Here is a 25154-nt window from a genome sequence, read left to right as displayed (position 1 = left end):
ACCCACGCAACAGTCACTGTCGGTGGCGACAACACCGTACGTCGTCGCCAACGTGCTCCCGAAAGTGCTGCTCAGCCGCTAGTGCGTGGGTTGAAGCAGAGCAAAGGGTGGAAGGGGTTGTTGGGCGGGGGCGGTGACTGCTCACTGAGGGTAGATGTCACCAAACGTAGTTGCGGCCATGAATGAGGTGCAGCCGAGCCGTCAGCCGACCTTGCCAGCAGGTCGAAGGCCGAACGGTCCGGTCGCCAGCCGGCTCGGGACGTCAGGCGGCTCGGGACGTCAGGCGCTCTGGTCGCGGCGGTCGGCCAGGTGGTGCAGGGCGAGACGGTAGCCGTCGACGCCGAGCCCGCAGATCACGCCGGTCGCCACCGCCGAGACGACGGAGTGGTGACGGAACTCCTCCCGCGCGTGGATGTTGGAGATGTGCACCTCCACCAACGGCCCACGCAGCATCGCGCAGGCGTCCCGCACCGCGATCGAGTAGTGCGACCAGGCCGCCGGGTTGAGCACCACGGCGGCACCCTCGTCGGCGGCGGTGTGCAGCCAGCCGAGCAACTCATGCTCGGCGTCGGTCTGCCGCACGACGACGTCGAGGCCCAGGTCCCGCCCGGTGGTCTCGCAGAGTTCCACCAGGCCGGCGTAGCTGGTCACCCCGTAGACGTCGACCTGGCGGGTACCCAGCCGGCCCAGGTTCGGCCCGTTCAGCACGTACACCCGCATGGTCATCGGGACACCGCGGCGTAGGCGGTGTGCAGCAGGTCGTCGTCCGGGCCGTCGAGGATCGCCGGTCGGGCCAGCCCGTCGAGCACCACGAAACGCAGCCGACTGCCCCGGGCCTTCTTGTCGACCCGCATGGTGGCCAGCAGGCGAGGCCACGCGTCGGCGGCGTAACCCGTCGGCAGATCGAGCGCCGTCAGCACCGCCCGATGCCGCGACGCGGTGGCCGCGTCCAACCGGCCGGCGAGGCGGGCCAGCTCGGCGGCGTACACCAGGCCGACCGACACCGCGTGACCATGCCGCCAGCGGTAACCCTCGACCTTCTCGATCGCGTGGGCCAGCGTGTGCCCGTAGTTGAGCACCTCCCGTACGCCCGACTCACGCAGGTCTCCCGCGACCACGTCGGCCTTGACCCGGATGGCCCGCTCGATCAGCTCCCGGGTGACCGGCCCGGCCGGATCGGTCGCGGCGGCCGGGTCGTCCTCGATCAGGTCGAGGATGACCGGATCAGCGATGAACCCGCACTTGACCACCTCGGCCAGGCCGGCGGCCAGGTCGGCCGGCGGGAGGCTGTCCAGCGTGGCCAGGTCGGCCAGCACGCCGACCGGCGGGTGGAAGGCACCCACGAGATTCTTGCCGGCGGCGGTGTTGATTCCGGTCTTGCCACCCACCGCCGCGTCGACCATGCCGAGCAACGAGGTGGCCACCGGCACCCACCGCACCCCGCGCAGCCAACACGCCGCCACGAAGCCGGCCAGGTCGGTGACCGCGCCGCCACCGATGCCGACCACCGCGTCGGTACGGGTGAAGCCCGCCTCGCCGAGCCGGTCCCAGCACTGCGCCGCCACATCGACGTGCTTGCTGGCCTCGGCGTCGGGCACCTCGATCGGCAGGGGGGTCACGCCGGCCGCGGCCAGGCCGGCGCCTACCGCGTCGGCCAACTCCTTCAGGGGCGGCGCATACAGCACCGCGACCTTGGCGGCATCGGGCAGCAGGCCAGGCAGCGCGTCAAGCAGGTCGCGGCCGACCAGCACGTCGTACGGCCGTTCGCCACCGACCGGGATCCGGGTCACCTCGTCCATCGCCGGGAGCCTAGCCCACCCACCACCGATCCGACCCGCGCCGCCACCGGCTGCCCGAGGGTTGGAACAACCTCAGTCCGGCGGGCCCCACCCCTTACGGCTTCAGCAGGGCGGCGATCTCGGTGACGATCTCCTCGGGGGTGCGGCCGTCGGTGACCACGGTGGCGGTGGCGACCTCGGCGTACAGCGGTCGGCGCTGGTCCATCAGATGTTTGAGAGTGGCCCGGGGGTTGATCGCCAGCAGCGGCCGGCCGGCGCCGAGGCCGACCCGTTTGACCGCGTCCGGCAGCTCGACGGAGAGGTGCACCACCCGGTGACCGACAAGTGCGGCCCGGTTCTCCTCGGCCAGCACCGCGCCGCCGCCGAGGGCGAGCACCCCGGAGCAGGAGGCCAGCGCCGCGGCCAGCGCCGCCCGTTCGAGGGTACGGAAGTGCGCCTCCCCCTCGTCGACGAAGATCTCCGGGATCGGCTTGCCCGCCAGGCGCTCGATGTCGGTGTCGGTGTCGCGGAACTCGACGCCGAGCGCTGCCGCAAGGCCCTGCCCGACAGTGGTCTTGCCCGAGCCGGGCGCGCCGACCAGCACGCAGACCGGCCGGGTCGGACCGGTCACCGGATCACCAGCGCGTCGAGGTAACCGGCCAGGTTACGGCGCATCTCGGCGACCGAGTCACCGCCGAACTTCTCCACCGCCGCCTCCGCCAGCACCAGCGCCACCATCGCCTCGGCCACCACGGCGGCGGCCGGCACCGCGCAGACGTCGGAGCGCTGGTTGATGGCGGTGGCCGGCTCACCTGTGGTGACGTCCACCGTCGCGAGGGCCCGGTTCAACGAGGAGATCGGCTTCATCGCCGCCTTCACCCGCAGCGGCTCACCCGTGGTGATGCCGCCCTCCAGGCCGCCGGCCCGGTCGGTGACCCGCCGCACGCCGGTGGCGGTGGGCATGATCTCGTCGTGCGCCTCGGAACCCCGGGACCGGGCCTGCTGCCAGCCGTCGCCGATCTCCACACCCTTGATCGCCTGAATCGACATCAACGCGGTGGCCAGCCGGGCGTCGAGCTTACGGTCCCACTGCACGTGGCTGCCCAGACCCGGCGGTACGCCGTACGCCAGCACCTCGACCACGCCGCCGAGGGTGTCGGCGGCCTTCTTCGCGGCGTCGACCTCGGCGACCATCCGGGCGCTGGCCTCCGGGTCGAGGCAGCGCAACGGGTCGGCGTCGATCCGCTCGGCGTCTTCCGGGCGGGGACGCAGCCCCGGCTTGACGGCGACCGGGCCCAGTTCCACCACGTGCGAGACGATCTCGATGCCGAGCGCCTGCTGCACCAGAGCCTTGGCCACCGTGCCGACGGCGACCCGGGCGGCGGTCTCCCGCGCGCTGGCCCGCTCCAGGATCGGCCGGGCGTCGGTGTGGCCGTACTTCTGCATGCCGGCCAGGTCGGCGTGGCCGGGTCGGGGCCGGGTCAGCGGCGCGTTGCGGGCCTGCCGGGCCAACTCGTCGGGGTCGACCGGGTCGGCGGCCATCACGGTGCGCCACTTGGGCCACTCGGAGTTTCCGACCCGGATGGCGACCGGGCTGCCCAGGGTCACCCCGTGCCGCAGGCCGCCGACGATCTCGATCTCGTCCTGCTCGAACGACATCCGGGCGCCCCGGCCGTAGCCGAGCCGGCGGCGGGCCAGCTCTCCGGCGATCTCGGTGGAGGTCACCTCGACACCGGCCGGCACCCCCTCCAGTAACGCGACGAGAGCGGGTCCGTGCGATTCCCCTGCGGTCAACCAGCGCAACACAGCCCTGAGTCTGTCACGCCCGGTGTCCGCCGCCCCGCGCCGCCCGCCGCGTCCCGCCCTACGGACGCGGCGGGCGCGACCCCGACGCGGGCGGCGGAGGCAGACGGCACAGCGGGCGGTCAGATGCCCCGGCCGCGTCGGTGCAGGGTGCGCAGCACCGTGTCGGCGCGCACCACCCGCCCGGCGACCGCCAGGGCCAGATAGGCACGGGGTTCGCGCGGGTTGCGCCGGATGGTCCGTCGGGCCCAGCGCACCGCGCCCCGGGAGTCCCCCGACGCGGCGCGGGCGAAGGCGATCTGCCCGGTGACCCGGGCCTGCCCCGCCGGTTGGCTGGCGAACTCGGGGTAGCGGTCCAGCAGCCACTGCAACGCCTCGGAGATGGTGTCCCACCGCTGGGCGAAGTACGACCGTTTGTGCCAGCGCACCACCACGTACGGGGTGCGCAGGTTGACAAGCGGTGCGCTGCGGGCGGCCCGGAGCAGGAACTCGTAGTCCTCGGCGTAGCTGCCCGGGATCTCCTCGTCGACGAGCCCGAACCCGTCCCGCAACGCCGCCGCCCGGATGACGAAGGTCGACGGATGCAGTTCGGTCATCCGGTCGCGCAGCAAGTCGGCCAGGCTGATCGAGTCGCGGTCCAGCACCCGCTCAACGGTGTGCCCGTCGTAGCTGACCCGGATGCCGCAGCTGACGAACTCAGCGCCGGGCACGGCGGCCAGCGCCTCGGTCTGGGCGCGCAGCTTGCCGGGCAGCCACTCGTCGTCGTCGTCGCAGAAGGCGACCAGTTCACCGGAGGCGGCAAGGGTGCCCGTGTTGCGGGCACCGGCCAGGCCGGGCGTGCGCGCGTTGGTGATGACCCGCACCGGCCGGTCCGGCGCGGACAGCTCCGCCAGCGTCGGGTCCGGTTCGGACTGGTCGTAGACGACGACCACCTCGACCGGTCCCGGGTAGTCCTGGGCGACGATGGCCCGTACCGCGGCCCGCAGCAGCTCCGGCCGGTCGCGGGTGGGCACCACGGCGCTCACGCTCGGGTACGGGGTCACGGCTTCCGCCTTCCGTTCGGGCCGGGTCCGCGCCACGGCCGCCACCAGGGTCGGTGGTGCCGCTGCGCGGCGGCGGCCACCAGGTCTTCGACGATCACTCCCACCCGTCGCACCGCGGCGCGTCGCCCGTCGGCCGCACCGGCGTCCACGGCGACGGTGAACCGGGCCCGGTCAGCGAGACCGGCGGCCAGCGTGTCCAGCAACTCCTGCCGGGACTCGCAGAGCGCCACGAGGCCGGCCGCGCCGAGCCGGCGGGCGAACAGCAGCTGATGGTCGTCGACATGCTCGCCCCGGGTCGGATCGCGGGGCACCACGATCGGCAGGTGCCCGTGCCGGCGGGCCTCCAGGATGGTGGCCGGCCCGCCGTGGCAGACCACCAGGTCGGCCCCGGCCATCGCCGCCTGCAACTCGGCGTGGCCGAGGAACGGCACCGCGTCGGGCAGGTCATCCGCCCGGGTGTGGCCGTGCTGCACGGTCAACCGAACCTCACCGGCAACCTCGTCGTGCCACCCGCGCAGCCAGTCGACCAGCCGGTCGAACGGATGTTTGTCGGTGCCGACAGCCACCAGCACCCGCGGCCGGCCGTCGGAGCCCGGCTCGCGCGGCTCCGGCACGCGTACCGTCGGCTCCTCGGGGGCCGGGCGAGGCCGCACCGGCGTGGCCCGGTGCCCGTCGCCGGGCCCGTCGCCGCTCACAGCAGCGTCCCCACGACTGTGGCCTCCGGGTACTGGCGGCGCTGCTCCTCCCACTGCACGAGCATCGCCGACAGGAACGGGCGGCACAGCCGGGCGGTGAGCGTCGGTGTGTCGATCCGGTCGTAGACCTCGATGTAGACGGTCGGGATGCGGCGCAGCCGAGCGAACACGACGAACGGCACCGCCACGCCCGCGCCGGTGGTGACCACCGCGGCGACCCGCCGCCGACGTAGCACCCGGACGGCCAGCCACGCGTTGCGCAGCAGGTTGCCCAGGTGGCGGGTGGTGGGATGGTACGCCGGAACGACGTCCTCCCCGGCCAGCAGCGACAGCGCCTCGGGCGTGTCGAAGGTGACCCAGCACCGTCGCCAGGTTTCGTACCAGGGCCGCAGGGCGAGCAACTGCGCCAGGTGCCCTCCGCTCGACCCGACCAGCAGCAGCACCGGCTGCTGGTCGGCTCCTTCGTTTGTGTTGTCCACGCGACTCCCCACAAGTCCGCTTGACGTGTCGGTCAGCTGTGTCGGTTCGAAATGGTGTCCAGCAGGGCGGGATGCAGCGCCGGATTCCAGCCGGCACCGGCGTCCGCCAGCCGCCAGGTCCGCAGCCACATCTCCACCAGGTAGGCATCGGCCACCAGCCGCTGCCGTGCCCGGTCCAGCCCCAGCACGTCACCGTGCCGGTTGAGCCAGGTGTCGACCTGCCGGGCCGCCTCGGCGGCCGGTTCGCCGCGCGCCACCAGCGCGCGTTGGAACGCGTCGTGGGCCAGGTCGAAGCCGACGGGTACCTCCGGTCCGCTGTGCTCCCAGTCCCAGGCGATGAGTTCCCCCTCGTGCCGGCCGAGGTTCCACGGCACCCAGTCGCCGTGCCAGTGGCCGAACTCGATGGCCACGTCACCGTGCCGGCGAGCCAGGTCGGCGACGGCGGCCGACGCACGGTCGCCGACGGTTTCGGCGGCGCGCCGCGCCTGCGCGGTCAGCCGGGCCAGGAACGGTGAGCCGGCCAGTTGCCGGGCCGGCGCCGGTGGGCCGCCCCGCCGGGCCACCGCGAGCAGCGCAGTCAGGTCGGGCGGCGTGTCGACGGACACCCCACGGATCCGCGCCGGCAGCGGTTCGACCACCGCCACCGCCTGCCCGGCCCAGGCGAACTCGGTGAGCAGGCGGGTGGTGCCGGGATGACCGGCTGTCCCGGCCAGCCCGGCGACCTCCCGTAGCGCCGCGGCCTCGGTGGTGACCAGCGCCCGCGTCGCGTCGTTCCAGCCGATCTTCGCGTACCCGCGCGGCTCGCCCCGGCCGTCGAACAGTTGCAGCGTTGGCTTGTGGTTCGGGTCCGGTGGGCGCACCCCGCAGGCGGCGTGTACCGGCGCGCCGAGTTCGGCACCGACCCGCGCGGCGAGCAGCACCTCCGCCGGGTCGAGCCCGACCGGCAGCGCCACGGTCAGCACCGGAAAGGGGGCCCGGTCCACCGCGCCGGCCCGTGCCGCGACACCGAGCACCGCCCGCGCCGCGCGCAGCTTCGCCGGGCGCAGGGCGTTGTACGACAGCAGCGCCGCCGCCGCGACCCGGGGGCAGCCCAACGGCAGCAGGAAGCGGGCCCGAGCCACCGACGGCACCACCGCGTACCGGGCCACGACGGTGTGCCCGGCCGGCGGCTCGGCGTCCACGGTCACCGCGACCCGGGCGTCGGAGAAGACGGCCCGGGTGACCCAGCCCAGCCCGTCGTCGCGGCTGCGGGGGTCGCCCGTGGTGGTGGCCGAGGCGGTCACGCGACCCGGTCCGGCCAGTCGAGCCGCAGTCCCAGCCGCCGCCGCAACGCCTCGTTGTGCGGGCGGTAGTACGCGGTCAGCTCGGCGCGCAGCGCCGGCTCCAGGGGTGCGGACCGCCGGTCGTTGTAGACCTTGAAGTTTGGCAGGTCGAACGAGGGGAGGCCGAGGAAGTCCAGGGTGCGCCGGTAGGTGGCCCGGGCGTCGCGGTACAACTCCTCGCTGGGCAGGAAGAGGATCTGGCTACGGTCGAAGCGCTCCAGCCACGGTTGCAGGTGTTCCAGGTACCGACCCCGCGCCCGGTAGGTGTACCAGTCGTAGGGCTCGCTGAAATAGTTCGGTTCGGCGATCAGCCGGTCCCGCTCCCCTGCCGTGCGCTCCGCCTCGGCGGCCAGTGCGGCGGCGAAGTCGAGCGGCTCCACGCCGTTGGTCCGCCGCTCCTTCCAGTGCGAGTAGGCCCGTTCCACCGGGTCGCGTAGCAGCACGATCAGCCGCACCGAGGGCATCAGCGCGGACACCCGCTCGGCGGCCAGCGGGTGGAACATGTACAGCGGGGCGGCCTCACCGACGCGAACCGGACCGCCGTGGCGGTTCTCCAGCGCCTCCCGCTGCCGCAGGGTCGGGAAGTGCGAGCGGTACCACGCCTCGCCGCGGTGCCAGTGTTCCTCGAAGTAGTGCGAGGACTTCGTGTTCCAGGCCGGGAAGAGCCGTGGCACCAACGGATGCTGGATCAGGTAGTTCCACAGCGAGGTGGTGCCGCCGCGCTTGGTGCCGATGATGAGGAAGTCCGGTAACGGCCGGCGGTCGCTGGTGCGTACCCCGTAGTCGACGAGGCTTTCCCGTACCCGGTTCGTCACCTGGGTCGGCACCAACTGCTTCACCCGGTCGCGAATGGACGACACGACGAACTCACCTGCCCTTCGACGTCCGTGGCGGGTCGCCGGCCGGCGACCCGCCACGGATCTGCACCATGGTCACCCGGATGCCGCGTCGCACCCGGGACAACGTCAACAAGCCGACGCAGACGATGGCGAGCGTCGCCACCGCAAGCACCAGTCCGGCGATGCCTCGGCCGGCCACCGCCAGCCCGGCCACCGCCGCCAGCCCGACCCCGGCCACTGTGGCCGCCGCTGAGGCCAGCATCCGGGCGTCCACCAGGGGCTGGCGCACCACCAGCCGGGCGAAGGTGGCCGCGCAGAGGTTCTCGGTCACGATGCCGGCGGCCCAGGCCACCGCCGCGCCGGTCGCCCCGTGGTCGGGGATCAGCGCAAGCCCGCCGCCGACGGTGACCAGCAGCCCGGCCAGCGCCGCGGCCAGGTGCAGGCCGCTGCGCCCGCCCATCAGCAGCAGGCTCTGCACATTGCCGACCCCGGTGTTGACGAGCATCGCCACGGCGAGCACCGTCATCGCGGCGGCGCCGGTGGTGAACTCCGGGCCGAACAGCGCCAGGAAGGCCGGTGCGAAGACGGCGAGCAGCAGGTACACCGGCCAGGAGAGGACCAGCCCCCAGCTGGTCAGCTGCCGGTGCACAGCTGCGGCGGCGGCCCGCTCACCCCGGCCGAGCAGCCGCGACAGCTGCGGGGCGACGGCCACCCGCAGCCCCTGCATGGCGAGTTGGCCGGCGAGGACGTAACGGCCGACGGCACCGAAGACACCGGCGTCGGCCGGGCTGGCCAGGGCCGAGGTGAGCAGCACGCCGATCCACATGCTGCCCGCGTCGATCGCCGCCGACGCGGCGCGGGGCAGCGCGAACCGCCAGAACGTCGACCAGTCACCGCGCTGCGGGCGCAGCCGGGCCCCCGCGCCGATCCCGAGCGGCCCGGCGACCAGGATCAGGCAGACCAGCAGCGCCACGGCGGCGGGCACCAGCCAGCCGGTCATCCCGGCCAGCAGCCCGCCACCGGCGAGTACCGCCGCACCGACCAGCAGCGGACGGGCGATCGGCAGCAGCAGGAACTGCACCGAGACGTAGGACCGCATCGGGCGTACGCAGCGCACGACGGCCAGCAGCAGGTTCATCGCGACCACCACGGGTACCGCCGCGAAGGTCACCACCAGCAGCGGCCCGCCCGCCGGGCCCAGCAGTCGGCCGGCGAGCGGCCCGGCGACAACCGCGCCACCCACCGCGACCAGCACGGCGAACAGCAGCGGTGGGGTCAGGGCGACCGGCAGCACCCGGGCGCCGTCGCCGGGCCGTCGCCGGGGCAACGCCCAGATCAGACCGGTCTCCGCGCCGAGGGTGCAGATCGCGGCGGCGACCGTCACCACGCCGATCGCGGCGAAGAACGCCCCTGCCCCGGTGGTGCCGTAGCCACGGGTGATGACCACCGCGAGCACGAAACCGAACAGCCCGCTGGTCGCCGCGCCGAGCAGCCCGGCGACGCCGCTGCGGGTGCTGCGCCGGGTTTCGGCCGCGCCGTCCACCGCCCCCGCCGCAGGGGCGAGGGTGCTCGGCGTACGCCCGGGTCCGTCGCCCGTCGGTGGGCTGGTGGTCGCCGTCATGCCCGCATCACCGCCGTCGGCCGCGGCATCCCGACCGGCGGGGTACGGCGTTCCCGTTCGGCGAGTGCGAGCGCGAAGGCCACCGCGAAGAAGGCCACCGCGAGGTTCTGGTTGGCCATCCCGTAGAAGGGGACCTGCACCAGGCAGATCACCGGGACGACGGAGAGCCACTGCCCGGCCGCCGAGGTGGCCCGGGCGCAGATCAGCGCGGCGGCGACGAACCAGGCCAGGAAGCACAGCAGAGCCGGTACGCCGTGACTGAACAGCACCATCCACAACTGCCCCTGGGTGCCGATCGGCGCGTCGGCGGTGACGGTGTCCACCTCCATCGGCGCGCCGTAGCCCAGCCACGGCGAGTCACCCACCCGACGCAGCACCTCGGCGTAGAGCGACAGCCGGTCGGTGTTTGTGTCGCTGGATTCGACCCGATTACCGATCAGCTCGGCGACCGGGATGAACAGGCTGGCGAGGCCACCGAGCACCACCATGCCGCCGATCGAGGCGGCCACCCGGGTGTTGCCGCGCAGCGCCGCCCGCACCCCGAGCACGGCCAGGCCCACACCGAGGCTGAGGAACATCGCCCGGTTGAGCGTGAGGAACGCCGGGACCAGCGACACCGGCAGCGACGCCAGCAACGCCCAGCGCAGCAGGCCACGCCGACGCAACATGGTGTACGCGACAACGCACGGCAACGTCATCGCGTACGCGCTGCCGTAGTTGTTCGTGTACGCGTACGGGGCCGCCGGCCGGTAGATCGGGTTGAGTGACCGGGCGCTGTATTCCGCGGTGGTCAAATGGACCATGTCGCTGATGAACGGCACCCCGGACACGCCCGGCGGCAGCAGCGCCTCGACCGGGGTGGTCAGTTCCAGGCGTGGCACCAGCACACCGAGCCACCCCAGCGCGACAAGTCCGAACCAGAACGCGCACAGCGGCACCAGCACGGCAGCCTGGTCGGGTCGCTCCCGGGCTACGGTGTAGACGTAGACCGCGACGACCAGCGCGGTGAGGTAGAACGCCAGCCGCAGCACGAAGGTCGGCAGCGAGGTCGGGGACGCCAGCCGGGTCGCGCTGGCCACCACGAGTGCCAGGAACAGCAGCCAGATCCCCACGGCGGGCGGCAGCGGCACCCGCCCCCGGGTGGCCAGCAGGGTGAACAGCACGGCACCCAGCAGCGGCCAGCCGAGGTAGAAGGCGCCGGCCACCCACCAGAGCGGGACCAGCCCGAACATCGCGGCCAACGGCCACAGCGGCAGTCGGGGCGGCGCGGCGGGCGGGGGCGGGGCGGCGGCGCTGGCCGGTAGGGGCGGCTCGGTGGTCGCCGGGGCGCGGGTGACCGGCACGCCTCAGCTCCGCCCGCTGCGGCACAGCACGAACCCGAGCGGGTTGACCCCGGCCGCCCGCAGCCGCTCGGCGAGCCGGCGCAGGTCGGCCTGGCGGGTGCGGTCCCGTTCGACGACGACCACGGCGGTGCCCTGCCGGGCCACCGCCACGCCCCGCTCGTCGGCCTCGGCGGGCGGGGCGTTGTAGAGCACGAGACGCTGGTCGGCGCCCTGCCGCCAGGTGCCGAACCGCACGGTGCCGGCGCCCACCACCACCTGCTCGTCGCCGCTCACCCGCCCGTTGTCGGTACGGCTGCTGGTCTTGGCGACCCGGGGCAGGGTGAGGGTGGCCTCCGGGTCGGTCGAGGCTCGGGCGCCGATCGGATGTGGGGAGGGACGTCGGGTGATGACCTCGGTGGGACCGTCGTCGGTGTCGATGTCGGTTGGGGCGGTGCGGGGTTTGGGCACGGCGGGTCGGGTCGGGTCGATGGCCGCGGGCAACCGGCCCCGGTCGGTGAGCACCGTGGACCGCAGCCGGTCGAGCCGGCCGCTGTCGTCGGCCACGAACACCTCCCGCCCGGCCACGGCGAGCGCTACCGCGAGCCCGGCGGTGATCGCGGTGGCGTCCTCCCGGGCGGTCACCACGGCGACCCGGGCGGGCTCGCGTACCCGCTCGGCGACGGCCATCGCCACGTAGCGGATGTCGGCGTCGACCGCCCGGCCACGTAGCCGGGCGCGACGGACGGTGCCCAGCAGCGGCAGGCCGGTGCTGTCCCGCGCATCGGCCACGCTGCGAATGCGCCGGTCGGCCGACTCCCACAGGAAGGCGAGCACCAGACCGATCACCGTCCCACCGAGCAGCCCACCGGCGAGCAGCATCGACGAGCTGCCGGCGGTGGTGGCCAACGCCTGCTCGGCGCTGCGGGTGACCCAGCCCGGATTCACGTCGACCGCCGCGATCTCCGTCCGGGCGGAGCTGAGCTGGGTGAGCTGGTTGTTGATGCCGCCGAGTTCGGCGACGGCGGCTTCGGCGGCGGCAGCGTCCCGGGCGTTGTTGATCCGGCGCTGCACGGTGTTGCGCTGGGCGACGATCTTCTCGATGCTCTCGTCGTACGAGTTCAGCATCTCCTCGCGCTGCTTCTCGTACATCCCGCGCCGGATGTCCAGGTAGCTCTGCGCGGCCAGGTTGGCGCCCGCCACCGCCCGTTCGGCGTCGCCGGCCTGGTAGATGAAGCGCAGGATCTGGCCACCGGCGGGCACCTCGACCTCAAGGGCGTCGCGTACCGTGCGCTGGTCCGAATCGAAGGTCGCGGCCAGCTTCCCGACGACCTCCGTGCCGGTGGCGATCCCGCTCTCCACGTTCATGTTCACCGCCCGGTCGGCGGCGGCGCCGCTGGGCGTGAAGGCGTCGGTGACCACCGGCCGCACCGCCACCACCGCGCTCGCCGTCACCGAGGCCGGTGCCACCAGCAGGTAGCCGACCGCGGCGAGCAGTCCACCGAGGGCCACCGCCGCGACCAACCGGATCCGGTGCAGCGGCACCCGCACCACGTCGGTGATGGTGACGCTGCGGGAGGTCGACGCGGTGGTTGGGCCGTCTCCGGTCCAGGCGTTGGGCGTGGCATCAGTCATGGAACTTCTTCGCTATCTGTTGTGGATTGCCGATCACCACGACCCCGGGCGGGACGTCGGCGCGGACCACCGTCGCGGCACCCACGACGCTGTCCCGGCCGATCCGCACCCCCTTCATCACCAACGCGTGCGCACCGATCCACACGTTGTCCTCGACGGTGATCGGCGCTCGGGTGGCCGCTGTGGGCGGGTCGTGACGGCGATCGGGGGCCAGGTTGTGGAAGTCGTTGTCGAGCAGTTCGCAGTCCGACAGCAGGCACCGGTCGCCGATGGTCACCGAGGTCCAGGTGCCGATCCAGGTCGCGTTGAGCAGACAGTCGGCGCCGACGCGTACCTCACCGGGCCCGGCGAAGCGGACCAACTTGTTCAGGCGGGTGTGCGCACCGATGCTGACCCGCACCCCGCGACGCAGCCGGATCCGGCCACGGATCTCCACCCCCGCGCCCAGTTGCAGGCGCGGGTAGCGCAGCCGGTACCAGCCACGCTTGACCGCGAAGACGGTACGCACGACGAGTCCACGTCGGATGCTGGACAACGAGCCTCCCCACTTCCTCGGGTCGGCGCGGGTTGCCCCGCGCCGACCCGAGGTGAACAAACTACCGAGGATTCGTTACGAACGGTGAACGCTAGGGCACCGAAAAGAACATCGACGCGGTCGACCAGGTCAGCTCCGGCGTGGCTTCCGCGATGAGCGTCGACGCGGTGCCGTCGACCGCGGCGGTCGGCGCCAGGGTCGGATCGAACGGCACGCTACGCAGCGAGCCGTTTGTCGCCCCGTAGACGATCTTTCCGTCCACCCAGGCCATGCCACGTACCGCCGACCAGGTCACGCCCGTGCTGGGCAGGACGAACTCGGTGGCACCCAGGTAGCTGCCGTCGATCTCGAAGTAGCGGTAGTAGAGGTTGTTGGCGCCGCTGCGGGTGTAGTACAGCCGGCCGTCGAGGTAGAACGCTCCGGTCAACAGGGCCGGGTTGTACCAGTCGTTGTAGCCGGACGCCTCCCAGGAACCACCGATCGTGTTGCCGTTGAACAGCGAGACGTCGATCCGGCTGCCGGTCGGTGTGCCGGAAACCACGTGGGACCAGTAGATCCGGTCGTCGACCAGCCAGGTCGCGCCCGCGTCGGTGTAGTTCGGCTGGCTGACGACGGTGGCGTTGGCGGCGTCGAGGGTGCTGCCGTCGAACGGTACCTTCGCCACCTCACCGGGGCCGACGTTCAGGTGGAGGTGCCCGCTGCTCCCGGTGGGCGGGTTCTTCGGGATGATCGTGCGCCCACCGCTGATCGGGAACACACCGAGCCGGCCGTGGTACTCGTTGCCCATGCCGTCCGAGTTGTGTCCGAAGTAGAGGCCGGCGCTGCCGCGCCAGAGCACCGGCACCGAGGATCCCCACGAGCTGGCGCCGGAGGGCAGGTCGGAGCCGCCGCTGCGGCGCGGGTTCCAGTTCACCGGCATGCCGGTGGCGGGGGTGACCGCGGCGATGCCCAACCGGTCGATGGCGCCGTTGCCGGCCCGGTCGCTGGCGTTCGGGTTGTTCAGCCAGCGGAAGTGCCCGCCGAGGTAGATGATGTTGTCGGCCACCTCGACCGAGGTGATGGTGTCGTTACCGGTGAAGTTCACCCAGGTGGCGACCTGGCTGGGGCCCCGGTGGGCGGTCTCGAAACGGACCAGGGCGTCGCAGTAGGCGCTCGGCCAGCCCGACCCGCCGTTGGTGCCGACGACGAACCAGGTGCCGTCGCCACCGAAGCGTACGTCCTGCACGTAGTGCACGAATGTCGCCGGGTTGGCGCACGGCGCGACGAACCGCTCCGAGCTCCAGTCGATGACGCTGGGCGTGCCCGTGAGGTCGACCAGCGCGATCTGGTTACGCGGCAGGTCGTTGACGTAGAGGAAGTTGCCGCCGACGACGAGGGTGCCGCCGTCCGGGGAGACGTCGATGGTCCAGGCGTACATGCTGGTGCCGTGCCGGCCGACGCTGGTGTTGATGTCGAAGGTCGCGTCGATCTCGCCGGTCGTCGCGTCCAGCCGGCCCAGCCCGGAGTGCGCGGTGCCGTTGAGCCAGTTGAAGGCCCCGGCCACGTAGAGCCAGTTGCCGTGCAGCACCAGGTCACGCACGGTGCCGCCGTCGGAGCGACCGGCCCAGCTGTCGATGATCATCCCGGTGGACGGTTCGAGTGCCACCAGGTTCTTGCGGGACACGCCGTTGACGTTCTTGAAGGCCCCGCCGACGATCAGGGTGCCGCCCGGGCCGGCGATGAGCGAGTTGACCGCGCCGTCGAGCACCGGCAGGAAGGCCGTCGAGATCGTCCCGGTGGTGCGGTCGTACGCGAAGAGATAGCTGCGGGAGATCCAGGCCGAACTGGCCGTCTGACGGATCTGCGTGAAACTGCCCCCGACGTAGACCGTGTTGCCGATCTCGGCGAAGGCGCGAGCCTCACCGTTGCGGGCGTGCGGAGTCTGGTCGGCCGGATCGGTCGAGACCAGAGTGGCCGGCTCGGGTACCGGTACCACGGCTGCGGCCGCTGCGGTGGGCACGGAAAACACGGCCGCGACGGTCACCAACGCGACGGCCGCGGCCGGGAGTCGAAGCCGACGGGTGGAACGCCACGACAAGGAGTATCTGGGCACGCTGCGCCTCCAGAGTGGACGAGAATGCACGTAGCGTGCCGGTCCACGCTGGAGGGCGGCATCCGCCGATTGGGCGGAGGGTGGATCAGGAAACGGACAACCTCAGCGACGGTCGGATTTCCGACAGTCGCTGCGGCGGCCCGCTTCCGCGGCTCAGCTCACCTTGGCTCAGCGGCTCCCTCCCGTCGGTTGCCGCAGGTAGCTGTCCCGTCCTGCGGCGGCGAATCCGGCCACCGCCGCCGCGTTCTGATTCATCATCATGTTGCAGGTGCTCGTGGTCTTCGTCATGCCGGCCGAGTTGAAGTAGACCGCTGCCTTGATCTTCGGATGGGCCTTCAGCGCCGCCGGGAACTCCTCGAACCAGCGTCGCTTCGCGTTCGGATCCGCGGCGTTCATGTTGGTGCCGAACTCGGCCAGCATCCGGGGCTTGCCCGCGCCGATGCCGTTCTGGTCGAGCCACCGGTAGAAGGAGCCGATGGTGGTGCTGGGGCTCTTCCAGACGGTGCTGCCGTTGCAGACGTGGAAGTTGTACGGGTCCCAGGCCACCCAGTCGACGTAGCGGTCACCGGGATAGAGCCCGGCGTACCTGTCGTAGTGACCGGACCAGCCCATCATCGTCCACACCCAGACGGCGTTGTCCGCCTTGGCGTCGGCGAACCGGTCGTGCACGTACCGCCAGGCCCGGACGAAGTCCGCGTCGCTGCCCTTGGCCGGCTCGTCCTCCGGCTCGTGGTCGAACCCGATGAAGACCGGCTGGCCGATCGCCCGGATCCGTCCGGCGACCGCGTCGATCGTCGCGTCGTACCGCCCGCTGTAGACGTCCTTCCAGGTCAGCACCGTACCCGAGGAGAAGATCCGACTCTCCCAGGCGAAAAACATGAGCCTTCCCTCGCGCATCTGTTGCTGCTGGAACTCGTCGGGGAAGGCGCCGTTGCTGCCGGTGTTGGAGAAGTCGTGATAGCGGTGGACGACGTCGAACTTCCGCCCGACCTGCTTCTCCACGTCACTGACGGCCTTGCCGTGATCCCATCCGGCGGCGGCGTTCGTCGGCGAGTACATCCCCCACCAGGCACCGCAGCCGGGGACCAGCTTCGCCGAGACCGTTCCGCACTTGCCCGACTCCGGTGGCGGCGGTGTGGTGGTGGGGCTGGGCCGGGCGGGCGACGGGCTCACGCTGGGCGAGACGGTCGGCGAGGCCGGAGGACGGCTGGCGGTGACCGTCGGCGAGGGCGCGACGCTGGGTGAGGCCGACGGCGGCCGGATACCCACGCCGTCGTAGCTGATCGTCAGGCTCGGCCGCAGATCGGGGTTACGGTTCTCGCCGGAAGCCCAGTAGATCCGGGTGTCCAACCCGGCCTGCGCCAGCGACAGGGTCCAGATGCCGTTACCGGTGACCAGGCCCGAGACATCCCACTCGTTGAAGCCCTTGGCGACGCCGGTGACCGTGTCCAGCGCCGCGCCCAGCGGCGTCGGCATCGGACGGGCCGCGCGGGCGTCGAGTCGGGACTCGTGCGCGGTGACCGTCGCCTGGAACTTCTGCCAGGCGTGTACGCGCAGCGTGGCCCGTACGTTCATCGCGTTCGCCGGCAGCTTGGTGACCAGGAAGGTCAGCACCGCCTCGCGGGCGCCACGCGGGTTGCCGTCGCAGGGCGCGGGACACGTCGCGAGCGTCGTCTTGACGCTGTTGTCACCGTCCTGGGGCACCGCCGTGGCGGTGGTGTCGGCCACCACCGCGATCGACAGGCCGTCATCGGCGAGCAGCGGCACCATGGTCGCGCCGAGCCCTAGCACCACAGTGGTGCCGATGACGCCGAGCATCACGGCCTTACGCCGGCCGCCACGACGCGGGATCATGCGGTGCAGTCCGCGACTGGTCACGGATACTCCTCGTGTCTTCGACGATAACGCTGAGCAGCGTATCCGCGTACACAACGGAGCGTGCGAATGACGGCAGGACCTAAGCGCGTCTTAAAACTCACCTAAGACACTCCTACGCCTCCCCACCCCACCCCCGCCCCGCCCCCACCTCACCCGACTCCATTGATCATGAAGTTCACGGCGGGTTGCCGGTCGGCGCAGCACCATCACGTCGCTCACCGCCACCAGCACACGAGATCTTGGAACGTTTCCGTTATTCGCTAACGCAAACTTCCAAGATCTCGGCAGATCGCCCCGGCGGCCGGGAGCGGACCGCGGGGCGAGCGGTGCCGGCGGTGCCGGCGGCTGGCGGGCGGCGCCGGCGAGCGGGCGGTGGGGCGAGCGGCGATCGGAGCGGGGTGGCGGGGCGGGCGGCGGCTCGCGGGCGGCGAGGGTTCCGGCACGCCTCGCCGCGTTGGGTACCGTCACCTTGAGCCGGAGAAGGCCGCCGGCCGGCGGGAGATCAGGTACCGGCGCGGGTGGCGGCGGTGAGGGCGGCGGCCATTGCCGAGCGGGGGGCGGGTGCGCCGGTGAACTGCTCGAACTGGCCGATCGCCTGGGCCAGCAGCAGGTCGAGGCCGGAAACGATCCGACAGCCGGCGGCTTCGGCGGCGGCGGCCAGCGGGGTCGGCCACGGGTCGTAGATCGCGTCGAAGACCACCGTGCCGGCTCGCCAGGGCACCCTGCCGGCAACTTCGTCGGCGGCCCCCTTCGGCACCGTGGAGATCAGCACATCGACACCGGCCAGCCCCGAAGCCTCGGACCACGCCGCCGCCGGCCACGGTGCGCCGATCATCGTCACGCCGAGCGCCGCCGCGACCGGTTCCAGTTCGGCGAGCGCCGCCGGGCGGCGGGCGATCACGGTCACTGCGGCCGCGTGCAGCCGGGCCGCCGCCGCGAGGGCAGCCCGGGCGGTACCGCCCGCGCCGAGCACGGTGACGGTGGCGCCGGGGCGTACGCCCGCCTCGGTCAGCACCTCGACCATGCCGCTGACGTCGGTGTTGTCGGCGTACCAGGAACCGTCGGGTCGGCGTACCAACGTGTTGGCCGCGCCCACGGCGGCGGCGACCGGCGAGACCTCGGCGGCCACCGCGAGCGCCGCCTCCTTGCCCGGCATGGTCACCGACAGCCCGGCCCACTCCGGGCCCAGGCCGGTGACCAGGGCCGGCAGCTCCGCCGCCGCGCACTCGATCCGGGTGTACGACCACCCGGTCAACCCGGCGGCGGCGTACCCGGCATTGTGGATCACCGGGGAGAGCGAATGGGCGATCGGTTTGCCCAGCACCGCCGCCCGGTGCGCCGCTGGCCCGTGCACCGACGCCTCGGGCACCGATGCTGCACCCCCCGACGCCGCAGGCGCTGACGCGACGCTCCCTGACTCAGCCACGATCGCTCCTCAGCAGCATGCACACCTGTCGCCTAACATCCAACAATGTCTGACAGCAGTCTGCGGCACCGCAAGGGCGAGATCACCCTCACCGTCCGAGGCGCCGACCGGCAGCCGCTCGCCGACCAGGCGGTGACGGTCGCCCAGGACCGGCACTCGTTCGCCTTCGGCAACATCGGTTTCGACTTCGTCAACCTGGTGGGCGGGCCCGGCCCGACGGGAACCACGGACGTCGAGAGCTTCGGCGGGACCGACCACCTGGATCTGGACCGGCTGGGTGAGCTGTGGCTGAACCTGTTCAACACCGCGACCCTGCCGTTCTACTGGGGTCGCTACGAGCCCCGGCGTGGCGCGCCCGACACCGAACGTCTCACCGCCACGGCACGGTGGCTGGCCGAACGGGGCGTCGCCGTCAAGGGCCATCCGCTGGTCTGGCACACCGTGCAGCCGTCGTGGCTGCTCGGTCTGGACCTCGACGAGGTCGAAGGGCTGCTGCGGGCCCGCGTCCGCGATCTGGCCGGTGGATTCGCCGGCCTCATCGACACCTGGGACGCGATTAACGAGGCGGTCATCATGCCCGTCTTCGACAACGGCGACAACGCCATCACCCCGCTGGCTCGGGCGCGCGGACGCATCCACCTGGTGCGGTTGGCGTTCGAGGAGGCCCGGGCGGCCAACCCGGCGGCCACGCTGGTGCTCAACGACTTCGACCTCAGCTCGGCGTACGAATGCCTCATCGAGGGCGTTCTCGAAGCCGGTGTCCGCATCGACGCGATCGGCTTGCAGACCCATATGCACCAGGGCTACCGGGGCGAGGAGTACATGCAGCAGATGCTCGACCGGTTCGCCCGGTACGGGCTGCCACTGCACCTGACCGAGACCACCCTGGTCTCCGGGCACCTGATGCCGCCCGAGATCGAGGACCTGAACGACTACCAGATCCCGCACTGGCCCAGCACGCCGGAGGGCGAGGCGCGGCAGGCCGAGGAGATCGTCCGGCACTACCGTTCGCTGCTCGCCCACCCGGCGGTCCAGTCGATCAACTACTGGGGGCTCACCGACCGGGGTGCGTGGCTCGGCGCGCCCGCCGGACTGGTCCGCGCCGACGGCAGCCCGAAGCCGGCGTACGACGCGCTGGCAGCGCTGGTCAAGGGCGAGTGGTGGCTGCCGCCGACGGACCTGCGCACCGGAGCGGACGGCACCGTAGCCGTCGAGGGCTTCCTCGGCGACTACACCGTCTCCGTCGGGGACCGCACCGCACGCTTCACCATCGACGCCACCGACACCACGACCACCCTCGACCTGGCCTGAACGCCGGGTCGCTACGTCGGTGACCGGGTCTTCACCCGGTCACCGTGTCTCAGCAGCGATCAGATGATGCCGGCTTCCCGGGCCTTGGCCTCGTTCTTCAGGTGGTCGTCGTAGGTCTCCGCGAAGGCGGAGTTGCCCTCCTTGTCGACGGCCACGAAGAACAGCCAGTCGCCGACCGGCGGATCCATCGCCCCCTCAAGGGCTTCCTTGCCGGGGTTGTTGATCGGCGTGGGGATCATGCCGCGTAGCTTGCGGTTGTACGGATTGTCCGGATTGTCCAGGTCGCTCTGGGTCATCTGGCCGGACGTCTTCGTCTTCTGCCCCGTCAACTCCAGGTAGTAGTTGACGGTGACGTCCATCTCCAGGCAGCCACAGTCGAAGTTGCCCCGGTACACCCGGTTGTAGGCGACCCGGGCGACCTTGCCGAGGTCCTTCTTGGTGCCAGCCTCTGCCTGAGCCAGCGAAGCCACGATCAGCGCCTCGTACGGGGAGATCCCGCCGCGCTCCTCCTGCACCCGGTCGGCGAACTCCATCTCGCCGGTGACGGTGAGGAAGTGGTCGACCATCTGGCCGAGGATGGCCTCGGCGGTGGCGTCCGGCGGGATCTCGTAGGTGTCCGGGAAGAGGAAGCCCTCGATCGACTTCTTCGGCTTCTTGCCGTCCTCCCGCTTGAACCACCAGTCCGGTACGCCGAGCTTCTCCGGGTCCTTCGCGGCGGTCTCGAACTCCTTCACCGGAATTTCGGTGTGATCGCTGAGCAGCTTGAAGATGCTCTTCGCGGTCCGCCCCTCGGGAATGGTGAGCCCGTTGACCACCCGGTTCTTCGGGTCGAGCATCGCGGCCAGGGCCAGCTCACCGCTCATCTGCTTGCGCAGCTTGTAGGTCCCGGGTTGGACGTTGCGGCTGCGGGAGTTCTCGTCGGCCGCCTCGATGAACGCCTTGGTGCTCTTGATCACACCGGCGTCGTACAGCGCCACGGCCATGTCGGCGAGGAACGCGCCCTGCGGAATCTGGACGGTCACCTCCTCGGTGCCGCCGCCGTCGTAGTCGGGCGTGACGAAGTAGCTCTGGATCCGGTCGAAGCCGTAGAAGGCGCCCCCGCCGATGCTGCCGAGCAGCACGACGGCCAGCAGCAGGGCCAGAACGGTCTTGCCCCGCCCACCACCGGACCGGCCGCCCTTACGGCGGCCACGGCGGTGCTTGCCCTTCTCCCCCCGCTCCTGCTCGTCGAACCCGAGGTCCAGCTCGTCCATCATTGCGTCCGCCTCCGCTGCGCATCCAGCCAGCTCTGCAGAATTTCCACGGCGGCGGCCTGGTCGACCACCGCCCGTTGTCTCTTCCCCCGGACACCACGCTCGGCAAGCCTACGGCTCGCCACGACCGTGGACATCCTCTCGTCGGTGAGCGTCACCGGGACCGGAGTTATCACATCGGCCAGTTGTCGAGCGTACGCCTTCACGTGCTCCGCCGCCGGGCCATGTTTGCCGGCCAGATTGACCGGAAGGCCCACCACCACCTCGACTGCCTCATGTTCGGCGACCAGCGCGGCGAGTTCGGTGACGTCCGACGGCACCGCATCTGACCTGGGGTTCTGCTCCCGCGCGAGGGTGACCAGCGGGGTGGCCAGAACCCCGTGCGGATCGGACCGGGAGACCCCGATCCGGACCTGCCCGACGTCCACGCCGAGCCGTACCCCACGGGGCGAGTCGCTCACGCCGCGTCACCTCCCCCGACAAACGCGTCAGGGCGGACCGCGCCGGTCCGCCCTGATCCGCTGCGCTGGCGACTCACGCGTCGACGAGCGCCCGCTCGACCGTGAGCAACAGTCGAGGCACCTCCGACTCGGGCAGCCCGCCGCCCTGGGCCAGCTCGGGGCTGCCGCCGCCACGACCGGAGAACGCCGCCTTGACCAGCTCGTTCGCGGCGATGCCCCGGCTGCGGGCGGCCGGGTTCACCGCCACCACCAGCGACGCCTTGCCGTTGGCTCGGGCGGCCACCGCGACCACCCCGGGCCGGGACGCGTCGATCCGCCCCCGGATCTCCTGGGCGAGGGTACGCACGTCGTTGCCGACCGCCCCCTCGGGCGCCTCGGTGCCCACGTAGGCGACCCCGTGCACGTCCTTGGCCTGGGCAGCGAGGGCCGCCGCGCCACCGAGCACCAGCTGCGCGCGTAGCTTCTCCAGCTCCTTCTCCGCGTCGCGCAGCTGGGTGACCGTCTGCTCGACCCGGTCGGCGACCTGCTCGGAGGGGACGCGGTACAGCTCGGCGAGGCGCGACACCAGCAGGTGCTCGCGGGCCAGGAAGTTGAACGCGTCCATCCCGACCAGCGCCTCGACCCGGCGTACGCCGGAACCGATTGACGACTCGGAAAGGATCTTGACCAGACCGAGCTGACCGGAGCGGGCCACGTGGGTGCCGCCACAGAGTTCGCGGGCGTAGTCACCGACCTCGACCACCCGGACATGCTCGCCGTACTTCTCGCCGAAGAGCGCCATGGCACCGATGCGCCGCGCCTCGTCCAGTGAGGTGATGAACGCGTGCACCTCCAGGTCGGCCAGCAGCACCTCGTTGACCTGCTGCTCCACGTCCCGCAGCACGCTGGGCGCCACCCCGGTGGCGGTGTTGAAGTCGAAGCGCAGCCGGCCGGGCGCGTTCAACGAGCCGGCCTGGGTGGCGGACTCGCCGAGAAAGTTACGCATCGTCTGGTGCACCAGGTGGGTGGCGGTGTGCGACCGGGAGATCGCCCGCCGCCGGCTGGTGTCGATCTCCGCGTAGCCGGTCTCCCCCGCGCGCACCTCACCGCGCAGCACCCGGGCCCGGTGCACGATCAGCCCCGGCACCGGCTGCTGCACGTCGAGGACCTCGACCTGGCCGCCGCCCACCGTGATCATGCCCAGGTCGGGCTGCTGGCCACCGCCCTCGGCGTAGAACGGGGTGGTGTCGAGCACCAGCTCGATGGTGTCGCCCTCGACGGCCGCCGCGCGCGCGCCGTCGGTGCCGAGCACCGCGCGGACCGTCGACTCGCGGGCCGTCTCGGTGTAGCCGGTGAAGGTCACCGGGCCGCCGGCGTCGAGCACCGACCGGTACGCCGACAGGTCGGTGTGCCCGGTCTTACGCGCCTGCGCGTCGGCCTTCGCGCGGGCCCGCTGGTCGGCCATCAGCCGGCGGAAGCCCTCCTGGTCGACGGTGAGCCCCTGCTCAGCGGCGATCTCCAGGGTCAGGTCGATCGGGAAGCCGTACGTGTCGTGCAGCTGGAACGCCTGCTCCCCCGACAGCGCGCCGCCCCCGGAACTGCGGGTCTGCGTGATCGCGGTGTCCAGGATCGTCGTACCGGCCCGCAACGTGGCCAGGAACGCATCCTCCTCGGCGTACGCATACGCCGAGATCCGGTCGAAGTCCGCCGCCAGCTCCGGGTAGGACGGCGCCATGCAGTCCCGCGCCACCGGCAGCAGCTCCGGCAGCGCCCGCTCCTGCCAGCCGAGCAGCCGCACCGACCGGATCGCCCGACGCATGATCCGCCGCAGCACGTACCCGCGACCCTCGTTGGACGGGGTCACCCCGTCACCGATGAGCATCAACGCGGTACGCACGTGGTCGGCGATCACCCGCAGCCGCACGTCGTCCGGGTGTGACTGGTTGGCGGCGTGGCCCGAGTGCGCGCCGTACCGCTTGCCGGTCAGTTCGGCCGCACGGTCCAGGATCGGCCGGACCTCGTCGATCTCGTAGAGGTTGTCGACACCCTGCAGGATCGACGCCATCCGCTCCAGGCCCATGCCGGTGTCGATGTTCTTCGCCGGCAGCTCACCAAGGATCGGGAAGTTCTCCTTGTCGGTGCCCGGGCCCCGCTCGAACTGCATGAACACGAGGTTCCAGAACTCCAGGTACCGGTCCTCGTCGACCTCCGGGCCGCCCTCCGCGCCGTAGGCCGGGCCCCGGTCGTAGTACAGCTCCGAGCACGGGCCGCACGGGCCGGGGATGCCCATGGACCAGAAGTTGTCCTTCTTGCCCCGGCGCACGATGCGCTCGTCGGGCACCCCGGTACGACGCCAGATGTCGTACGCCTCGTCGTCGTCGAGGTAGACCGTCGCCCAGATCCGCTCCGGATCCAGCCCGAACCCACCGGCCTCGACCGACTTCGTGGCCAGCTCCCAGGCGAGCGGGATCGCCCCGTCCTTGAAGTAGTCGCCGAAGGAGAAGTTCCCGTTCATCTGGAAGAACGTCCCGTGCCGGCTGGTCTTGCCGACCTCGTCGATGTCCGGCGTACGGATGCACTTCTGGACACTGACCGCGCGCCGGTACGGCGGCGTCTGCTGACCCAGGAAGTAGGGGACGAACTGCACCATGCCGGCGTTGACGAACAGCAGGTTCGGGTCGCTGATGGCGGGCAGCGGAGCGGACGGCACCACGGTGTGACCGTTCGCCTCGAAGTGGGCGAGATACCGCCGCTTGATCTCCGCCGTCTTCATCGCTGGTGTTCCTCCGGAAAGATCTCTCGGTCGCCGACACGCGGGTCCTCCCGCAACTCGGCGAACTGGTCGTCGAACGCCTCGCCCTGGGCGAACGCCTCGTGGATCTCGTGCTCCCGCTCGGCCATCCCGGCGCGTACGTCCGCCACGAAGCTACGCAGTTCCTCGACAAGGCCGCCAGCGGATTGCGACAGGTTGTCGGCGATGCCGGCCGGGGTGTACGCGTGCGCGGCGCGGGTCGCCTTGCGCACCACCACCACGCCGACGGCCAGCCCGATGCCCAGCCAGAAAAGACGCCTCATGCTCGTACCTCCCGGGTGCCTTCGGGGTCAGCGGTTCCCGCGCCGGGCGGCGCGCCGCTGAGCCTTGATGGTGTCCCGCACCTCGCGCTCGGTCTCGGCGTGCCGGCGGGTGGCGGCGGCCTTGCGCACGCCGTACCCGAACGCGGCCACCTTGACCAGCGGGTTGGCCGCGGCGGCGGAGACCACGGTGACCAGGTTGGCGACGTTGGCGCTGATGTTCTGCGCGTGACCGGTCATCGTGTCGACCTTGGCCAGTTGGAGGTTGACCCCGTCGATCGAGGTCTGGACCTGCTCCAACGTCACGTTGACGTTGCGTACCGTGGTGTTGACGTCACCGAGCAGGGGCCCCGTCCGGTCGTTGAGGTCGTTGATCATGCGGGTGGTGGCGTCCACGGTGTGTCGCAGACGCAGGATGGGCAGCGTCAGGATCAGCACCAGCATCGCGAACGCGATCGCCGCGATCAGCGCCGCGACCTCCAAAAAGCCCACGCCAGTCCTCCTCAAACTGTGCGGTCGGGGCGCAGCGCCCCGAGCCGCACGACCGTCTCGCCCTCGTCAACGTCGAGTGCCCGGCCGACCGCCGGTCACCACCAGCACCTGACCCTACCGT

Annotated in this window: 22 protein-coding genes; 1 reads left to right on the top strand and 21 read right to left on the bottom strand. The window is 71.7% G+C overall.

Going from position 1 to position 25154, the window contains the following annotated elements; genetic code table 11:
* Positions 1-279 precede the first annotated feature (279 nt).
* The 16 genes from aroQ to ACN26Z_RS12160 all read right to left on the bottom strand — a co-directional run bounded on the left by aroQ (position 280) and on the right by ACN26Z_RS12160 (position 18363).
* A complete protein-coding gene (aroQ, locus tag ACN26Z_RS12235; protein ID WP_093404797.1) occupies positions 280-720 on the bottom strand; it encodes a type II 3-dehydroquinate dehydratase in 441 nt (146 codons plus the stop codon).
* Positions 721-722: 2 nt separating this feature from the next.
* Entirely contained in the window at positions 723-1799 is a 1077-nt protein-coding gene (aroB, locus tag ACN26Z_RS12230; RefSeq protein WP_396886660.1) for a 3-dehydroquinate synthase, read from the bottom strand.
* A 94-nt stretch (positions 1800-1893) separates the two neighbouring features.
* Positions 1894-2409 carry a shikimate kinase gene (locus ACN26Z_RS12225; RefSeq protein ID WP_093404362.1) on the bottom strand — a complete coding sequence of 172 codons (516 nt, stop codon included), beginning with the start codon at positions 2407-2409 and terminating at the stop codon, positions 1894-1896.
* Positions 2406-3584 (bottom strand): chorismate synthase, encoded by a 1179-nt coding sequence (gene aroC / locus ACN26Z_RS12220; protein ID WP_093404364.1) that lies wholly within the window; start codon positions 3582-3584, stop codon positions 2406-2408. The genes ACN26Z_RS12225 and aroC overlap by 4 nt, the downstream gene beginning before the upstream one ends.
* 119 nt (positions 3585-3703) lie before the next feature.
* Positions 3704-4624, bottom strand: a complete 921-nt coding sequence (locus ACN26Z_RS12215; RefSeq protein WP_093404803.1) for a glycosyltransferase family 2 protein — start codon at positions 4622-4624, stop codon at positions 3704-3706.
* On the bottom strand, positions 4621-5238 hold the full coding sequence (locus ACN26Z_RS12210; protein WP_396886689.1) for a glycosyltransferase: 618 nt from the start codon (positions 5236-5238) through the stop codon (positions 4621-4623). The genes ACN26Z_RS12215 and ACN26Z_RS12210 overlap by 4 nt, the downstream gene beginning before the upstream one ends.
* A 77-nt stretch (positions 5239-5315) precedes the next feature.
* The gene (locus ACN26Z_RS12205; RefSeq protein WP_093404367.1) at positions 5316-5798 is read right to left on the bottom strand and encodes a UDP-N-acetylglucosamine--LPS N-acetylglucosamine transferase; all 483 of its coding nucleotides are present in this window, start codon (positions 5796-5798) and stop codon (positions 5316-5318) included.
* A 32-nt stretch (positions 5799-5830) separates the two neighbouring features.
* A complete protein-coding gene (locus tag ACN26Z_RS12200; RefSeq protein ID WP_093404370.1) occupies positions 5831-7081 on the bottom strand; it encodes a hypothetical protein in 1251 nt (416 codons plus the stop codon).
* Complete coding sequence (locus ACN26Z_RS12195) at positions 7078-7980, bottom strand: sulfotransferase domain-containing protein (protein ID WP_421461257.1); 903 nt, start codon at positions 7978-7980, stop codon at positions 7078-7080. Before ACN26Z_RS12195 ends, ACN26Z_RS12200 begins: the two co-directional genes overlap by 4 nt.
* Before the next feature lie 7 nt (positions 7981-7987).
* The gene (locus ACN26Z_RS12190; protein WP_421461255.1) at positions 7988-9580 is read right to left on the bottom strand and encodes a lipopolysaccharide biosynthesis protein; all 1593 of its coding nucleotides are present in this window, start codon (positions 9578-9580) and stop codon (positions 7988-7990) included.
* Entirely contained in the window at positions 9577-10923 is a 1347-nt protein-coding gene (locus ACN26Z_RS12185) for an O-antigen ligase family protein (protein ID WP_421461253.1), read from the bottom strand. Before ACN26Z_RS12185 ends, ACN26Z_RS12190 begins: the two co-directional genes overlap by 4 nt.
* A 3-nt stretch (positions 10924-10926) precedes the next feature.
* Entirely contained in the window at positions 10927-12534 is a 1608-nt protein-coding gene (locus tag ACN26Z_RS12180; RefSeq protein ID WP_421461251.1) for a lipopolysaccharide biosynthesis protein, read from the bottom strand.
* A complete protein-coding gene (locus ACN26Z_RS12175) occupies positions 12527-13069 on the bottom strand; it encodes an acyltransferase (RefSeq protein ID WP_093404380.1) in 543 nt (180 codons plus the stop codon). The genes ACN26Z_RS12180 and ACN26Z_RS12175 overlap by 8 nt, the downstream gene beginning before the upstream one ends.
* Positions 13070-13160: 91 nt before the next feature.
* On the bottom strand, positions 13161-15146 hold the full coding sequence (locus tag ACN26Z_RS12170; RefSeq protein WP_421464631.1) for a hypothetical protein: 1986 nt from the start codon (positions 15144-15146) through the stop codon (positions 13161-13163).
* A 183-nt stretch (positions 15147-15329) separates the two neighbouring features.
* Positions 15330-17039 (bottom strand): glycosyl hydrolase, encoded by a 1710-nt coding sequence (locus ACN26Z_RS12165; protein ID WP_421461248.1) that lies wholly within the window; start codon positions 17037-17039, stop codon positions 15330-15332.
* A gap of 502 nt (positions 17040-17541) precedes the next feature.
* Positions 17542-18363, bottom strand: coding sequence for a shikimate dehydrogenase (locus ACN26Z_RS12160; protein ID WP_421464630.1), 822 nt, complete (start codon positions 18361-18363; stop codon positions 17542-17544).
* Positions 18364-18510: 147 nt separating this feature from the next.
* Here ACN26Z_RS12160 and ACN26Z_RS12155 point away from each other — a divergent pair, with 147 nt between their 5' ends.
* Entirely contained in the window at positions 18511-19776 is a 1266-nt protein-coding gene (locus tag ACN26Z_RS12155; protein ID WP_421461246.1) for an endo-1,4-beta-xylanase, read from the top strand.
* 59 nt (positions 19777-19835) lie between these two features.
* Here ACN26Z_RS12155 and mltG read toward each other — a convergent pair whose 3' ends face one another.
* The 5 genes from mltG to ACN26Z_RS12130 all read right to left on the bottom strand — a co-directional run bounded on the left by mltG (position 19836) and on the right by ACN26Z_RS12130 (position 25033).
* Positions 19836-21032, bottom strand: coding sequence for an endolytic transglycosylase MltG (mltG, locus tag ACN26Z_RS12150; protein ID WP_093404391.1), 1197 nt, complete (start codon positions 21030-21032; stop codon positions 19836-19838).
* Complete coding sequence (gene ruvX, locus ACN26Z_RS12145; protein WP_093404394.1) at positions 21029-21490, bottom strand: Holliday junction resolvase RuvX; 462 nt, start codon at positions 21488-21490, stop codon at positions 21029-21031. Before ruvX ends, mltG begins: the two co-directional genes overlap by 4 nt.
* 73 nt (positions 21491-21563) lie before the next feature.
* Positions 21564-24242, bottom strand: a complete 2679-nt coding sequence (gene alaS, locus ACN26Z_RS12140) for an alanine--tRNA ligase (RefSeq protein ID WP_421461243.1) — start codon at positions 24240-24242, stop codon at positions 21564-21566.
* Positions 24239-24544 (bottom strand): hypothetical protein, encoded by a 306-nt coding sequence (locus ACN26Z_RS12135; protein ID WP_093404399.1) that lies wholly within the window; start codon positions 24542-24544, stop codon positions 24239-24241. Before ACN26Z_RS12135 ends, alaS begins: the two co-directional genes overlap by 4 nt.
* Positions 24545-24571: 27 nt before the next feature.
* Complete coding sequence (locus ACN26Z_RS12130) at positions 24572-25033, bottom strand: DUF948 domain-containing protein (RefSeq protein WP_093404402.1); 462 nt, start codon at positions 25031-25033, stop codon at positions 24572-24574.
* Positions 25034-25154 lie beyond the last annotated feature (121 nt).

Origin of the sequence: Verrucosispora sp. WMMD703 (genome assembly GCF_049178935.1) — a bacterium.
Classification (GTDB): domain Bacteria; phylum Actinomycetota; class Actinomycetes; order Mycobacteriales; family Micromonosporaceae; genus Micromonospora; species Micromonospora sediminimaris.
This window is presented reverse-complemented; position numbering and strand designations above follow the sequence as displayed.

Coding starts and splice junctions, on each gene's coding strand:
- ACN26Z_RS12155 (WP_421461246.1), top strand. CDS start 18,511: ATGTCTGACAGCAGTCTGCGGCACCGCAAGGGCGAGATCACCCTCACC.
- alaS (WP_421461243.1), bottom strand. CDS start 24,242: ATGAAGACGGCGGAGATCAAGCGGCGGTATCTCGCCCACTTCGAGGCG.
- aroB (WP_396886660.1), bottom strand. CDS start 1,799: ATGGACGAGGTGACCCGGATCCCGGTCGGTGGCGAACGGCCGTACGAC.
- ACN26Z_RS12135 (WP_093404399.1), bottom strand. CDS start 24,544: ATGAGGCGTCTTTTCTGGCTGGGCATCGGGCTGGCCGTCGGCGTGGTG.
- ACN26Z_RS12180 (WP_421461251.1), bottom strand. CDS start 12,534: ATGACTGATGCCACGCCCAACGCCTGGACCGGAGACGGCCCAACCACC.
- aroQ (WP_093404797.1), bottom strand. CDS start 720: ATGCGGGTGTACGTGCTGAACGGGCCGAACCTGGGCCGGCTGGGTACC.
- ACN26Z_RS12190 (WP_421461255.1), bottom strand. CDS start 9,580: ATGACGGCGACCACCAGCCCACCGACGGGCGACGGACCCGGGCGTACG.
- mltG (WP_093404391.1), bottom strand. CDS start 21,032: ATGATGGACGAGCTGGACCTCGGGTTCGACGAGCAGGAGCGGGGGGAG.